16 protein-coding genes are annotated in these 14,248 nt (G+C 58.6%); 5 read left to right on the top strand and 11 right to left on the bottom strand.

Annotated elements, in window-relative coordinates; all coding sequences use genetic code 11:
- Positions 1 to 4: 4 nt before the first annotated feature.
- Both B5525_RS11915 and B5525_RS11920 read left to right on the top strand, forming a co-directional pair.
- Positions 5 to 1,270 (top strand): polysaccharide biosynthesis/export family protein, encoded by a 1,266-nt coding sequence (locus tag B5525_RS11915; protein WP_079566182.1) that lies wholly within the window; start codon positions 5 to 7, stop codon positions 1,268 to 1,270.
- A 398-nt stretch (positions 1,271 to 1,668) separates the two neighbouring features.
- Positions 1,669 to 1,971: a hypothetical protein gene (locus B5525_RS11920; RefSeq protein WP_079566183.1), complete on the top strand. Its 303-nt coding sequence runs from the start codon at positions 1,669 to 1,671 to the stop codon at positions 1,969 to 1,971.
- Between the two features lie 987 nt (positions 1,972 to 2,958).
- On the opposite strand, the gene B5525_RS11925 is transcribed toward B5525_RS11920, so the two are convergent.
- The 8 genes from B5525_RS11925 to B5525_RS11965 all read right to left on the bottom strand — a co-directional run bounded on the left by B5525_RS11925 (position 2,959) and on the right by B5525_RS11965 (position 10,416).
- Complete coding sequence (locus tag B5525_RS11925) at positions 2,959 to 3,267, bottom strand: helix-turn-helix domain-containing protein (protein ID WP_079566184.1); 309 nt, start codon at positions 3,265 to 3,267, stop codon at positions 2,959 to 2,961.
- Positions 3,264 to 3,497, bottom strand: coding sequence for a helix-turn-helix transcriptional regulator (locus B5525_RS11930; RefSeq protein WP_079566185.1), 234 nt, complete (start codon positions 3,495 to 3,497; stop codon positions 3,264 to 3,266). The genes B5525_RS11925 and B5525_RS11930 overlap by 4 nt, the downstream gene beginning before the upstream one ends.
- A gap of 763 nt (positions 3,498 to 4,260) precedes the next feature.
- Positions 4,261 to 5,454: a tyrosine-type recombinase/integrase gene (locus B5525_RS11940; RefSeq protein ID WP_244567875.1), complete on the bottom strand. Its 1,194-nt coding sequence runs from the start codon at positions 5,452 to 5,454 to the stop codon at positions 4,261 to 4,263.
- Positions 5,455 to 6,375: 921 nt separating this feature from the next.
- A complete protein-coding gene (locus B5525_RS11945; RefSeq protein ID WP_079566188.1) occupies positions 6,376 to 7,155 on the bottom strand; it encodes an alpha/beta fold hydrolase in 780 nt (259 codons plus the stop codon).
- A 295-nt stretch (positions 7,156 to 7,450) separates the two neighbouring features.
- The gene (locus B5525_RS11950) at positions 7,451 to 7,978 is read right to left on the bottom strand and encodes a hypothetical protein (protein ID WP_079566189.1); all 528 of its coding nucleotides are present in this window, start codon (positions 7,976 to 7,978) and stop codon (positions 7,451 to 7,453) included.
- Between the two features lie 125 nt (positions 7,979 to 8,103).
- Positions 8,104 to 8,598 carry a DUF302 domain-containing protein gene (locus B5525_RS11955; protein WP_079566190.1) on the bottom strand — a complete coding sequence of 165 codons (495 nt, stop codon included), beginning with the start codon at positions 8,596 to 8,598 and terminating at the stop codon, positions 8,104 to 8,106.
- Positions 8,599 to 8,660: 62 nt separating this feature from the next.
- On the bottom strand, positions 8,661 to 9,536 hold the full coding sequence (locus tag B5525_RS11960) for an alpha/beta fold hydrolase (protein WP_079566191.1): 876 nt from the start codon (positions 9,534 to 9,536) through the stop codon (positions 8,661 to 8,663).
- A gap of 109 nt (positions 9,537 to 9,645) precedes the next feature.
- Positions 9,646 to 10,416 (bottom strand): alpha/beta hydrolase, encoded by a 771-nt coding sequence (locus B5525_RS11965; protein WP_079566192.1) that lies wholly within the window; start codon positions 10,414 to 10,416, stop codon positions 9,646 to 9,648.
- A 217-nt stretch (positions 10,417 to 10,633) separates the two neighbouring features.
- Here B5525_RS11965 and B5525_RS11970 point away from each other — a divergent pair, with 217 nt between their 5' ends.
- Positions 10,634 to 11,596: an AraC family transcriptional regulator gene (locus B5525_RS11970; RefSeq protein ID WP_079566193.1), complete on the top strand. Its 963-nt coding sequence runs from the start codon at positions 10,634 to 10,636 to the stop codon at positions 11,594 to 11,596.
- A 404-nt stretch (positions 11,597 to 12,000) separates the two neighbouring features.
- Here B5525_RS11970 and B5525_RS47775 read toward each other — a convergent pair whose 3' ends face one another.
- Together B5525_RS47775 and B5525_RS11980 are read right to left on the bottom strand one after the other, a co-directional pair.
- Positions 12,001 to 12,207, bottom strand: a complete 207-nt coding sequence (locus B5525_RS47775) for a hypothetical protein (protein WP_079566194.1) — start codon at positions 12,205 to 12,207, stop codon at positions 12,001 to 12,003.
- 40 nt (positions 12,208 to 12,247) lie between these two features.
- Positions 12,248 to 12,472, bottom strand: coding sequence for a hypothetical protein (locus tag B5525_RS11980; RefSeq protein WP_079566195.1), 225 nt, complete (start codon positions 12,470 to 12,472; stop codon positions 12,248 to 12,250).
- Between the two features lie 308 nt (positions 12,473 to 12,780).
- Between B5525_RS11980 and B5525_RS11985 the strand changes: the two genes are divergently transcribed.
- Both B5525_RS11985 and B5525_RS43805 read left to right on the top strand, forming a co-directional pair.
- Positions 12,781 to 13,098 (top strand): DUF485 domain-containing protein, encoded by a 318-nt coding sequence (locus B5525_RS11985; RefSeq protein ID WP_079566196.1) that lies wholly within the window; start codon positions 12,781 to 12,783, stop codon positions 13,096 to 13,098.
- Positions 13,095 to 13,268, top strand: a complete 174-nt coding sequence (locus B5525_RS43805; protein ID WP_154073170.1) for a hypothetical protein — start codon at positions 13,095 to 13,097, stop codon at positions 13,266 to 13,268. The genes B5525_RS11985 and B5525_RS43805 overlap by 4 nt, the downstream gene beginning before the upstream one ends.
- 531 nt (positions 13,269 to 13,799) lie before the next feature.
- On the opposite strand, the gene B5525_RS11990 is transcribed toward B5525_RS43805, so the two are convergent.
- Entirely contained in the window at positions 13,800 to 14,024 is a 225-nt protein-coding gene (locus B5525_RS11990) for a hypothetical protein (protein WP_079566197.1), read from the bottom strand.
- Between the last annotated feature and the right edge of the window lie 224 nt (positions 14,025 to 14,248).

Below are 14,248 nucleotides of genomic sequence, written 5' to 3' on the forward strand. Positions count from 1 at the left end.
TTCCATGCGTGTCCAAGCGCCACGATATCTTCGTCATTCAATCAAGGTTTATAGTTTCGTTGCGGGCGTGTCGCTTGCCGTTAGCCAAACAGCGCTAGCAGAGTACCGGCTCGCGCCTGGCGACACGGTCGAGGTCGCGGTAGCTGGCATCCCCGATCAACGTTATCGCGCTTTGGTTCAGCTCGACGGCAGCATCAGCTTGCCGGGCGTGGGTCCGGTTGTCATAGAAGGCATGACGCAAGCGGCTCTTCAGGCGCGAATGGAAACATTGCTGCCTACGAAGATTATTCGCTATCGAACGCCGGATGGGCAAGAGCGTTCGGTGGTTCTCAAGCCCGCCGACGTGACGGCTTCCATCGCCGAATACAGGCCGGTCTACATCTCCGGGGACGTTCTTACGCCTGGACAGCAAGCTTATAGACCTCTGATGACGGTCCGCCAGCTCGTCGCGGTGGCCGGAGGGTACAGCATGTTGCGCTCGCGCGCGATGCAGGCAGGAGCCGATCCGGTTGAATTGCAACGCGATTACGAGGCGGCGTCGGTCGAATACGCAAAGGACTTTTTTCACGCCGTCCGTCTCCAGGCTGAGCTTCAGAATAAGACAGCTTTCCAACCGCAAACGCCGCTCGGCGCGTCGGTAGAGAGTGCGATAAGCTCCGCAATGATCAAGTCAGAAACCGAATCGTTACGTATTGCCCAAGACGACTTCCGAGCCGAGCAGGCCTTTCTTGAGGACAGCATCAAAAAAGGGGGCGTGCAACTGGAAGTCTTGAAGACGCAGGAGCAGGAGGAAGCCAAGGGAGTGGAGTCGGACGCCCAGGATCTCGACCGTGTTGGCAAATTGTTCAACTCGGGAACCGTGATAAGCCCCCGACTGACGGAGGCCCGACGAGCTTTGTTGCTGTCCTCAACGCGACATCTGCAGACCTCGGTCGAGGTGATGCGATTGCAACGTCAGCAGGATGATCAGCGACGTCAGCTTGAAAGGCTAGAAGCCCAGCGCAAAGTAAAACTTCTTGCAGAATTAAATGATACTAACGTTCGTTTGGCGGTGCTGTCGGCTCGGCTGCATGCTACGGGGCAACGACTACAGCCGCTCGGCGCGGGAGGCCCCGTGCCAGCCGGCGCGGACAATCTTAAGCCGGACGTAGTGATTATGCGCAAAGTCGAGCAAAAATGGACGCGGATAGGAGCCGCGCCCGACGCGGAGGTCGAGCCGGGGGACGTTGTCGAAGTAGTGCTGCGCGCGGAGGTACTTCCAAGCCAATAGCATGGACCTCATTCTCGATCCGATGCCCAAGTGATCAGACTGACCGATGGCGCAGGCCGCTCCCGCTTTTTACGTGCCGGTCACTCAAGGCGACAAGGTGGTTGATGGGCTAGCCTATGAACCTGATCCGGAGGGCGGTTGGTGACACTTGAGCGAGGTAAGTTCCGCGTGCTCGTGTCAGCGAGCTGCCAGACACTGCAGCACGCGGCGGCTCGTCACTTATGCCCGACAATCGGGCAGTCATGGCGGCCGATACTATTCGGCAAACTGGGCGACGAACGAAAGAGGTCGCGAACCGAGCCGGCCTTGTCCAGGGACTCAGCGATCTGAATTTGACCATCATCTGATGCGAGCTTTTGAACCAGCAGGAGGGATCATGATCTTTTTCAGGAGGGACCATGACCTTTGATCTTCACGGCCGGCACCGTTGGCTAGCCATGTTGGCTGTCGCCGGGCTGATACTGATTGGTGCGGGGGCCACTGGCCACATTACACTCGCTAGCCTTGCTGCCGGAATGGTCGCGTGGGCCAGCGGAGAATTGGCTCATTACCAGCATGGAAGAGCCGGCCCTAGCGCTGACCTCCAACGAGTGGCGAGTGGCCTTGGCGTCGCACTCAATCTTTTCGGACTCGCCCTGGTTGCGCTGGCGTTCTACCGATTTTGGAAATACGGGTACTGGCCGGTATCTGAAATATTGTGAGGACGAGGTGCTCGGGTGCTGGTGTGAGCGCGGCTTTAGGTACGCACCACACCGCCCAAGCAGAGTATAATCGCGGCGGTGTTGATCACGTAGTGGGTTCCTCAAATTCCCCAGCAGTGATTATTTCCGCACGAGAAGAGCCAAATTTCAAGGGCGAATAGCCGCTCCCCGGAATCCTCGCGGAGCAATGCCCCATTGGACGGATGGATCGAGGAACTTGGAGCAACGCAGGCTGGAGAACTGGTTGCTCGCCTGCATTCGAATTGAATATCCGGTCATAGTGGGACCGAACATCCTCATCGGGCTCGCAAGCCCGTTGCCTGATCTGGTCCAAGTCATTGATGTGAACATGGCCGCGGCTGTACGAGATCATCGCATGGAACGAAACAGTTCCCGCCGCTGCGGTTGGAGCGGGTATTCGGCGTCACCACCTTCGAGCTAGGGTGGTGGTCGGTGGTCAGCGGAAGGTCGCAGTGGCCATGGCTTGCTGGGGTCGCCAACAAGGATTTTGACCGCTAAGGGCCGCCCCCGGGCAGAATGGCCGTTTCGCAGCCTTGGATCCGCGCGGAGGGCAGGGGGCCGCCCCTGCGACGTAACCCAGTCCGCCCAACTCCGTGGGCCTACGATGGAGTACCCGGAGAAGGTTCGATCCCAGTTCCTCTCCCTCCGCCATCGATCGGGGTAGTCTGCTATCGAGCTCGGTCGACCACTTTCCAAAATCCCAACAAACTGAGACCTTCTAGGTGAATAGAGCGGTTCTGAAGCCGAATTAAATGGCCGTTACGCGTTCCAAAGGCGAGCCCACCCAGGATGCAATTCCCATTGACACTGCGGTGACACTGGCCGTCCTCGACGAAGTCAAAAATTGCAGAAATGGCTCATATTATTGGCGCACCCGACACGATTCGAACGTGTGACCTTTGCCTTCGGAGGGCCGCGCCCGCGATCGGCAAATTTAACCCGCAACAGAGCCGCACAACCAGGGACCTATCGACGCTTCTTACGCAGGGGCGCGTTCGCCAAGGGAATTCTCCCAGGAAAGAGTACCTGGTAATCTAATGCACGGCCTTGGCTGCGATGATTAAACACTCGAATGTAGCCGGCTTCTAAGAGGTAGGGAACCTTCCGCATGACTGTTCTGCGGTTGCAGGACGCCTCTTTCGCGATCAGTCCCTGGGTCGGCCAACAATGCCCTGTCTCGTTGTCCGCATGATTTGAGAGGGAAACAAGAACGAGCTTGGCGAACGGGTCCGGGATGTTCAGAGACAGCGCCCAAGCGACCGCTTGAATACTCATTTGCGGTCACCCTTGTCTGCCACCGAGTTGGTGGCTAACGCACCACGCGCCTCGATCCTTAATTTCTGATAGGCCGCAACTTCGCGTTCGGGCCAGCCAACAGCCCGACCGCGGGCTTCAAGCTTTACGGGCCGCGGAAACAATCCGCGACTAATTTTTTCATAGAGCGTGCTCCTGCTCCATCCCATGGCCTCTTGGACCTGGCGTGGGCGAACAAACTTCTCGAGCATCAATGCACCATCCCGTTGCGCGTCGGATGATTCCGGCGCTTCCGGGACGATCTATTCTGGAAAAAGAACCCCCGTCTTTTCTAATCTGATTTAGAAAAGAAGAAAATGGGGGGCCGACCAGCCAATGTCGGGAGTGCGAACCCGCAATCAAGCCTAACGCACTCACAAGGTAGAATTCTCGTCTCCGGGGATTTCCAGGCGCGGGTAGATTGACCAAGCTCCCGAAACGCGTCTGCGGTCGCTAGGAAGTGGGCGAGAGAGTCAACGGTGCAAGGGAAGTAGGGCGTGCCGGAATTCTTGAAAATCCCGGCTGAGACATACGCGGCCCAATAGTGCGAAACCGTTTTAAATTCCCTCCATAGGTTATGGATAGTCGCCCGGGAATATCCATGTCCGAAGCGCCTCGAAAGTTCGCTTACCGCATAGCTCACGGAATTGCCTTTCAAACCCTCCGTGGTCGCCCCGATGGCATGGTGTAAAATGGCGCCAGCGATAAAGCCTCCCTTGAAGGGAGCGTACGATTCCTCCCGCACCGTTTGCAGCGGCTTCGCGTCCGAGGCCGTTCGGAAGAGATCTCGAAAGAAGTCGTTTGGTAGGTGGTCGCGGTGCCTATTAGCAAACTCAATTCCAGTAGTCGTGCGGATTTGCTGACGGGCAACTTCATCGCTCGGAGCTAACATGTATGCCTCCAGCGTTAGGACGTCCAACTGTGTTGGGCTCCCTAAGGAGCCAAGCGAGTAGTTGGTGGTGTCAATAAATTTCACTAGACATCTACCTTGGAAAAACAATAACGCTGCCAGTCGGCCATGAGCTGTCGGCGCTTGTCGAACATGTCTCCGCGTCTATATGCGGCTTCGACCTTGTCCGAAACTGTGTGCGCGAGGGCAATATCCATCATCTCTTTGGGATAATTAGTGACCTCGTGACCCCAGTCCATGAACGCTGAGCGAAAGCCGTGAACCGTAAGTCCAATACCGACCATTCCGCGGAGCATCTCTAGCATCGCCATGTTCGAGAGGCTGGCATCGAGCTTTGCGCCTGGAAATGCGAATTTATAGTTGTGTTTCTGCAGGCCGATTATTTCGATCGCACGATCGCAAAGAGGCACTCTGTGTTCTCGGCTCGCTTTCATCCGTCCGGCCGGGATGGTCCAAATACGACGGTCTAGATCGAATTCGTGAGGAACGGCCCCGAGTGTTTCTCCGGTGCGGGCAGCGGTCAAAATCGTGAACTCAAGCGCCTGAGCGCTGATCTCGGCACGAGATCGTAGGCGGGCCATGAACGATGGTAATTCTCGATACGGAATTGCCTTATGGTGCTGGACGGTGGATACCTTTCCTTTGGCGGGGAGAAGTTTATCTAAATGCCCCCGCCATCTGGCTGGATTCTCGCCATCCCTGTATCCCCGTGCCTTAGCCCAATCCAGGATTGCCTCTATCCGGCCTCGGAGCCGGCTCGCCGTTTCCGGTTTTGAGTTCCAGATTGGCTCGAGCACTTTAAGAACAAGCGCGGTGTCAACGGCCGCGACTGATAAGATTCCAATGACGGGGAAGGCATAGCGGACCAAAGTGTTCGACCATTGCTCACGGTGCTTCTCGTTACGCCAACCCGACCGGTGAGCCGCGATATAGGCCTTGCCGCATTCCGCGAAGGTGAATGCCTTGGCCGCCTGGGCGACCGCTTCCGTACGGGCTGCGTTGCGGGCGTCTATTGGATCGATCCCCCGCAACAGGGAGCGCCGCCCCTCGAATGCTTTCTGACGAGCTTCAACCAGACTTAGGATTGGAAAGGGGCCAAGACCCATTTTCCGGGCTCGACCCGCACGCATATAGCGAAGGATCCAGGCCTTCGTGCCCCCGGCGGCGACCTGCAGATATAGACCGTCGCCGTCTCCAAAGAGACCGGGCTTCGACATACGCTTTACAGAAAGCGTGGTTAGCTTGTTTGTCTTCCGCAAGGCTGCTTCGGACCTTCTGCTACGTACGAATCAACGTACAAATAAGAGCCGGATTTAGCCGGACGACGACGGAATAGTCCAGACGCTGAAATCGAAATTAATCCCGTAATGCAAAGACTTGTCGTGCATAGTCGGACATTGCTGGAAGCCGTCGCGACGGACACTCTCTCCGCCATTTGCACGATTTTGTGCGCCAACCTACGATTTTGGACTATTCGTGCGCGATAGCGCGCTCTTGGGCCTCGACGCTTGCGCGGGGTGCAATAATGCAGGATGCCCACACAATTGTGGCTCAGGCCCAGAATGCAATCGTGCGATCAGTACGGCCGGATACTCTTGATTTCAGGCGTCATCTCGAAAAAGTCGCCGCAGCGCTCAGCGTCGTTTCTGGTGCGGTGCCGCTTCGGAGTTGCGAGGGGCCGCCTGTGGCGCAAAGCGGCCATTCGCAAGTTGCCAATGACGCGGCTTAGGCATCCGCGCTTGAATCTCGTCTGATCGACGCAGCCGGAAAGCGCGGATGGTTCGGTTCAACCTCAAGGACGAGGAGTGGGATGTCATGAGGGTGAGGTGTAGGCGCTCGCCGAAAAATCGGACCGCTTCATTCGCAATGGTGGCGGCGGTTCCGTGTCGGTCTCCCGCTGCAGATTATTAGCTCAATGACCATGAACCGATCGGTCCGTTGTGGAGCCGGGAAGCGGGGATCTACCATGAGGTCATTCCGATCAATCTTGAAAAACCGTGGAATCGGTCTGCTCGGTGATAACGGGCGGTCTCCTGAGCTTCTAACTTTGCCGCCGACAAGCGAGACTTGTCGGCAGCGCTGAGGCCGCGCCTGACGTGAAGGCGACAAACGGCATCTCCAGTCGCCAGAGTTCAGGATGGGCCGATTGCGTTGATGCACGGAGTGTGCGCAAGCCTTCGTCAGGCATGCTGTCCCGCGGCTTCGAGGATCAATTGCGTGATTTCGTCGGGATGGGAGATCAGCGAGAGATGGCTGGCCTTCACTTCGATGGTCTTGGCGCCCATTCGCTTGGCCATGAAGCGCTCAAGGTCCGGATTGATGGTGCGGTCTTCGGTCGAAACGGCGTAATAGCTGGGCTTGGATCGCCAGGCTGCGTTGGTGGTTTTGCCTGACAGCAGCGCCTTTTGGAATGGCTGCTGGACGGCGTAGAGCACTTTTGCTTTTGCCTTCGGCAGGTCGCTCGCGAAATCGCGCAAAAATGCCTCTTCGCTAAGACGTCCTTCGTCGCCATCGAAGACGATACCGGCTGTCGCCGGCGGAGTCGGAAAGGTCTTGGCCAGAGCAGTGTAGTCCTCGCCCGCGTCCGGCGCACGCGCAGCCACGTAGACCAGCGCGGAGACGTTCGGATGCATACCAGCCTCGGTGACGATCATCCCAGAGGAGGAATGACCCACCAGCACCACCGGCCCGTCTTGCCGCCCCAGCACGCGTTCGGCCGAAGCCACCGTCTCAGGCAGCGTCGTCAGCGGATTTTGTATGGCTGTGGCATTGAGCCCCGCCGCCTGCAATCGCGCGATCACTTCCGACCAGCACGAGCCGTCGGCGAACAGCCCGTGCACGAGCACGACATTCCTTGCCTTCACCGGAGTTGAAGTTGCGGCCATGCCACGTGTGGAGATCAGCGAAGCCGCAGCGCCTGTCAGGAGGGCGGCGGCAAAAGTGCGTCTGTTCATCATGATATCTCTTCCTTCAAGGTTGGATGGGATGTCCGGTTAATGGCGCAAGCGCGCTGCGAGAGTTTCAACCTTTGAGCATCGGCGCGCATTTGCTCCGAGCGATTACAATCGCGATGAGCCCATCTCTCTTCAGCGGAAGAACATTCCGACCAGGATTTTCCGATCCATGATCTTAAGCGGTTGGAGAACAGCATGTCGTTCGCTATCGATGGTGTTTGGACCGCTTTCGGGCGCGTTGCGTTCGGTGCGCAAGAATGTGAGGTCATCAGTGCCATACAAGAATCGAGGCCTGGCGCGCTTAGTCCTTCGCGGCGGGCGCCGGCGGCACCGGCAGAATAATTTCGGAAGCGACCTTCCAGTCCTTCCCGACGCGAAGCCAATTGATGATCATCAGAAACGGCTTGGCTGTTCCATCCTGCCCCGCATAAGAGACCGTGATGTTCATCGGCACGTAGGACTCGGCGACGTCGCGCGTCAAGCCTACAACTTTGAGCTTCGAATAATCCGGCTCAAGCACGACAGGACCGGAGCTGCCGATGTCATGCAGCTTTTTGTCAACTGCCTCGTTGCCCCAAAAGCCGGCCCAGTTTCCCTCGGACTGGATCGCGCCTTTAGCCACCAACAGGGTCGAGGGCGATTGCCAGAACATCCCATGCAGAGCCTTGAAATCGTGGTTGTTGGCCAATTCCATCAGCCTGCCGAACTTCGATTTTATCGCGCTGAGGGTCGCAGCATTCAGCGGCTCTTTCGCGACGGCGGGAGCAGACGCTACCGCCCTGATGGAAAGAGCCGAGGTAGTGAAAGTGACAAGAAGTGTCTTGTACATGTTGGAATTCCCTTCAGGCTTGATGGGCATGCGTCTGGCTCGCGTCACGACGTGGCTTTCTTGCGTTGCGCCACTGCCGCTTTGAGACGCTCTCTGCCACCGGCCAAAAACGTCATCAGTAAGTTTCAGCTTGCGCATTCGTGCAGCAAGGTGGTGATTTTCGCATCCAGATTGCGGGCGACGGCCAGTGCTTCCGCGCTGCCATACGACAGCAGATAACTCTCCATCTTGTAATAAGAGACGTGCACGCCATCGGGACGCTCATCAACGAGGATTGTGACTGGAGCGTAAGATCCAGCATCGGGCACGTGCTTGACCATTTCCTTCATGATGAGTGGATTGCCAATCACAAACCGCATGATCTTAGGCGTCTTGGATCCAGATTCGCGACGCAGAATGTCGCCCAGGTCGAATTCCGCGAAAAGCATAAGGTCCGTTTGGCCGAGACCGCTTTGTACAACGCGCTCCAAATCCGGGAAGGAATTGGTCGCCCTCGTCTCCTTGAAAAATTCAACCATGTTGGGTTGCCCGATCGCCGACTTGAGCGCGGCCACAACAGCGTCGAATGGTTTTAAGCTCGTGAGGCTGAAACGCTCCACCTCGACTTTAGCGATTGTCATTTGTCCTCCGTCACAACTCTCATGGATAAAGTGCGTCTGATACCGTCGGAACGCGCCGCGTGTCATGCAGCCGCGGGCTGTGCATCCAGGAAGGTCTGGACGTGGCTGACGAACGTCGCGTGGTGTTGAAACAGGGCGCCGTGCCCTGAATCGGGATAGAGGACCAGCTGAGCGTTGCTGAGTTCCTTGAACATTGCGTAGGCGTTGTTTGCGGGCAGCATGGTGTCGTGGCTACCGCTGGCCACAAGAGTGGGCTGGCGGATGGCGCGCAGAATTGCGTGCTCGGGATCAGGTGTGGCGCACCAGGTAATCAGCGCCTTGGCCTGCGGGTCGGTTACCGCGCTGCCGTTATCGGTGTCCCGATCGTCCTTCCGCAACTGCGTCCGCTTCAGGAATGCCAGGCCGGACGACCGGCTGGCGGACGACTTCGTGAAGAACAGCGGCAGGCGGGGGTCCGGCGCACCGGTTTGGGAAAACGCCTCTTGGAGAACTGCTAACAAATGTTCCTCTCCGCCTTTGGGCGCAGTGCCGACGAGGATGAGCTTGCGAACCAGCCGTCCATGCTCGGCAGCGATCTGCTGAGCGACGCAGCCGCCGAGGGAAAAGCCCAGCAGGTCGACTTCGGAGAGGCCGAGCACGTTGATGAAATCGACCGCATCTCGTGCCATCGTCGCGACATTGTCGGGTGTTTGACCGGTCGAGAGGCCGACCCCTACATTGTCGAAGGCGATTACAGGGCGATCGGCGGCGAGGGCGTTGACGACGGCGGGATCCCACGCATCGATGTTGCCCGAGAAGTGCTGCAGAAGAATCAACGGCGTTCCGGTCGATGGCCCGAGGCGGCGATAGGCGAAGCGGATTCCGTGGCCTTCGACGTAATGCGTCGGCGCCGTCTCGAGCGTGGCGACGTCTTCGTTCGCGATGGCGAGTTGAGTCATGTTATCCTCCGGATGCTTGGCATGAAATAATCGAGTGGGGGAAATGCGTTCTGCATTCCTCTGAGCGAGCCGGTGCGCTCCCGGCGCGAAAGCGCCGGGAGCAGTACCGTCACTTCACGAGCGCTGCCTTTTCGATGACCTCAGCGACTTGCTTCGCATGGACGACGAGCGAGGCATGGCTGCCGGCGACTTCCGTTATCTGCGCCTTCATCCTCGCTGCGAACAACTTCTGGGCCTCGGGCGCGAGCAACTTGTCCTTGGTGCTGATCACATCGAATGTCGGCTTGTCGCGCCAGGCCGCAATGGTGACCGGAGCCTCGAACGCAACGTGATTTAACGGAAGTTGCGAGGCAGCCAGGTGCGCGGCGATCTCCGGGGGAAGATCAGCCGCGACCGCGGAAGGAAACACCTTCGGGTCGATGTAGAGGTTGCCCTTGTCGTCGGGATGAATAGCGTTGCCGCCTTCGGTCGGCGGGCCGGCTTTGGACAGCGACGCCAGAGACTCTCCGACGTTGGGCGCGAACGCGGAGACATAAACCAGCGCCGAAACCTTGGGATCGTCCCCTGCTTGCGTGATGACGATCCCACCCCATGAGTGGCCGACCAGAACGGTCCTGCCGTCCTGCTTCGCGAGCGCCTGTTTGGTGGCATCGACGTCAGCGGCGAGCGAAGTGAGCGGATTTTCCACGAGCGTGACGTTGTAGCCTTTCTTCGTGAGAATATCGGCAACCGGCTGCCAGCTCGTCTGGTCCACGAAAGCGCCGTGCACGAGCACGATGTTGTGGGCCGCTCCCTTGGGCAGCTCGGCGGAATGGGCGGGGCCAACCATTGTCGATCCGGCCAGGAGTACGGTGGCTGCTGAAAGTAGGAAATTTAGCATTGATTGTTCCTGTTGGTATGTCGGACGGAATAATGTCCGGGGGGAATGGACAGGCGTTTCCAGTGAGATCGCGGTTCTTCCATCTGCCGGCGGCGAAATGGTTGCCGAACGTGGCGTCGGCCCGTTGCGATCTGAGTTAGTGCGGAGGGATATCGGACGGTAGGCTTCGATCGTCCAAGTATTGTGTCTGATCGTCCGCCGGACTAACATCGCCGACATGGATATCCTCGCGGAAGTGCTTGATCGCGTCCGCCTTGGCGGGACGCTGCTGTTTCACTTCGAGCTAGGCCATCCCTGGGGTCTGGCGTTGCCGGCGCGCCCTTACGCCTTGTTCCATTATCTCAGTCGCGGCTCGGCGACCCTCGTGTTCGAAGAGGGGCGGGAGCTCCACATGACCGAGGGTGATTTTGTCGTCGTTACGCGCGGCGAGCCCCACGTGTTCTATTCGGACCGGCGGGCGAAGCCATTGCCGATTCTGGACCTCGATCGGGCGCCCTCACAGATCGGCGTCGTTCGACACGGCGGCGACGGGCCGCCGCTTACAACAATGATCTGCGGCAATTTCACGGTGGCGCGGCCCTTGCGCGGCAGCGTGCTGGAATTGCTTCCATCCGTGCTTCTCCTGAAACCGACCGCGGACGGGGGTTGGTTCGAGGCTGTTCTGCGACGCATGGTGAGCGAGTCGGCGGTTGAGCGTCCCGGCCAACGCGTCGCGCTCTCGCGAATGACGGAGGTGCTCTTCGTGGAGGTGTTGCGCAGCTGGATCAAGTCGCTCGGCCCTGGAGAAGGCGGGTGGCTGGGGGCGATGGCGGACCCGCATATCGGACCGGCGCTTCAGTTGATCCACGAGCAACCGCATCGGCCCTGGACCCTCAGCGAGCTCGGGCACCGCGTCGGGCTCGGTCGCTCGGCATTTTCGGCGCGCTTCACCAAGCTCGTCGGCCAGTCCATGCAACGCTATCTGATCGGACGCCGGATGGCAGAAGCGGCGTTCCTGCTGGAAACCAGCGATGAGCCTATCGCACGGATTGCCAGCCTGGTCGGTTACGAGACGGCGGCGGCGTTTTCAAAACTATTCCATAGGCATCACGGCCTGTCGCCTGGCCGGTACCGAGCAGCTCGACGCTCTGACAGCGGCCAAGGGCAAGGCGACGTTCAGGTATCAGAAGTCGCCGAATGACCTTGGTCAAGCTGATGTTTGGGCCGCTATTGGTCATCATTTCTGATTGAACGTACGGAACGCAGCCATTCCGTGGCCCGAACTTTCATCAGGAGGTTCGACGCCGAACCGATCGGCGTCTGCAGTACCGGGTGACTGACGATGTCACAGAAAAAGCTTCTATCTTGCTGTCGTCTAACGCGCAGCGAGCCGGGGCTGGCACTTGCTCATGCCCTGAGGCGGCGCTGTTAAGGCTGAGGGATACCCACGGCTGGGGAGGCCGGCCGTCGAGGCCGCTTCCTGTCAAGAAATGGAGCGATCGAGGTTCACGAAGATAGAGTGCACGATCGCACGGTCATCATCGAATTCGAGACGGACCATTTGGTACGGACGGCCGATAGTGCCGTTCGTTATCAAGAGGCGCTTCAATGCGGAGGCAAACGGTTCGTCATCCGCTCCGTCGCCAAGCTCACGTCACGGCTCAGGACAGCCTCCGCATGTTGGCTGTGCTCGCCACGCAGGTCGCGGTCGTCGCTCGACATTCGAATATTTATGGGCCGATATCTCTCGCCTTGTAAGAAGAGTTGCTCGCGAATTCGAAGAAGCCAAGGGCTGTCGCGCGCCGCAACCAACGCAGCTTGAAAGCGGGCGTGAGCGTCGGTCCAATCCTCGCTAACCTGTTGTGCGGCTCAAGGCGTGATTGGCCGCAACAATCGCCACTTCCCAGTCGACATTGCCTTTGCTGATCGCGCGCCGACGACACTGCAATTTGATATCGATTCGGACCTCGGTGAGGTCGCTGACATCGGCCGCGTTGATAGGAGCGACGCGGAAACCCCGTTGTGGCCTGGCAATCACGAGCGACTCGGCGGAAAGCCGCGACAGCGCCCCCTTCACAAAGCTCCCTGTTATCTGCATTAGGGAATTGGACGAGAAGCCGCTGCGTGGCACTCCTGACTCAAAACAAGATCGTCGCGATGCGCATTCGGCGTTGACCTCGCATTATGCGCAAAATGGCATAAAAAGACCTGCCTTTTGGCAGCATACGACGTGGTCCATTAGCCCGTTTTATTCGATTGTCTGATCAGGAAACGAATGCCCAAGGGCTGTCCCGAGTGGGGAGAATCCTCCGACGGTCTGGCCAGGCATAGTTTTGCCGTCGCGTTGCGGCACACGCCTAACCGAACAGCTTAGAGGGGGATCGAATGCAGCAACACAAGAGCAATGGAACGCTGAGGATACTCGCCGATCCAGGTTTCAGGGAGTTGACCTCGGCACGCGCGAAGCTGCGATGGAGCCTCTCGGTCGTTACGCTGATCATGTTCTTCGGGTTTATCGTGGTGATTTCGACCGCCAAAGGTGCGTTGGGCACGATGATCCCGGGCAGCGCCATCCCGGTCGGCCTCGTCCTGACTTTGGCGGTGATCGGGCTAGTCGTCATGCTGACGGGAATTTACGTGCTGCGGTGCAACTCCCGCTTCGATGAACTTGCCCGCACTGTGAAGCAGGAGTTCGGCCGATGAGAGTTCGCTCCCTGTTCATCGCATTGCCGGCGTCGCTGCCGTTCACGGCGACCGTGGAAGCAGGCACCACGACCTCTCGCGGTCCGAATTGGATCGCCATCGGCATGTTCCTGGTGAATGCGATTCTTTTGCCGATGCGCTGGACGCACAGTGGGCCTCAATCCGGGTAAACGATGACGCGATGTTAGCGGCGCCGCTCGGCCGCGCTTGAGATCAGGATCGCCGGGTGTGTGTACCGAAAACCTGAACCCGGACGTAGTGATGGTGAAGTCCGCCAAATATCGCGTGTGAACTTATGCTTCAGGCCCGCTGAAGCGGGCGAACAGCCGGCGCGTCTTTGTCCAATGACCGATGCGTTCTGATGTCGTTATAATAGCGTGCGTACGATCGCAGGATCCGTCGCAGATAGGCCTCACCCAAGATGACGATATGATCCAGGCACTCGCGGCGCATCGATCCGACTCAACCGTTCGGCAAAGCCAATCTGCCGAGGCGAGGCTGGCGAACAGAAAACGGCGCTGTTACCAGCGCCGTTCTGGTGCACCTACGCGTGGAATCGGCCCACTTCGACTGGCGCTGGCGGGAGCGACCCGCTCTGGCTCTGCTGGCGTGGGAAGCCCTGACTCGCGATCCGCTGGAAAGGCTACGCCGCATCCAAGTGGAGTCAACTGGAACGACAATTAATTTTAGGCCAGCGGCTATCACCCATCGCGAGATCGCAGCATCGGCCTTGCTGATCGCATCCAAGCTCGCAAGTTGGCGACGCGCTGTCGGATCTCGTCGCGCTCTGAGGTGTTCAGATTTACCGGCGGCATCCGGTTCGGTTCGACAATGGTGCGCGGCATGGGCGGTTCGACACGAACGCTCTTCGTAAGCGCCGTCGTTGCTTCGACGAGCGCGTCAAGATCAGCCTTCCAGTTGGTCATGTTAATACTCCCCAACATCCAGCCTATCGGACTAGGCTCGAAGCCGCCATGGTAGCGAGGTGGGATGGTTAGGCACTGTGGAAAACTAGTGAGCTTGGCGCGACGTTGTCCCGGGACACTCACCATTTCCTAGATTGCCAGTCAGGTCTCGCGCTTCGTCACCCGGTGACCGCACGCTTGGCAAAAAAACTGTCCTTCGATGTCGGATAGCCGGACTTCGTCGC

This window comes from Bradyrhizobium erythrophlei (assembly GCF_900129505.1).
GTDB lineage: Bacteria > Pseudomonadota > Alphaproteobacteria > Rhizobiales > Xanthobacteraceae > Bradyrhizobium > Bradyrhizobium erythrophlei_D.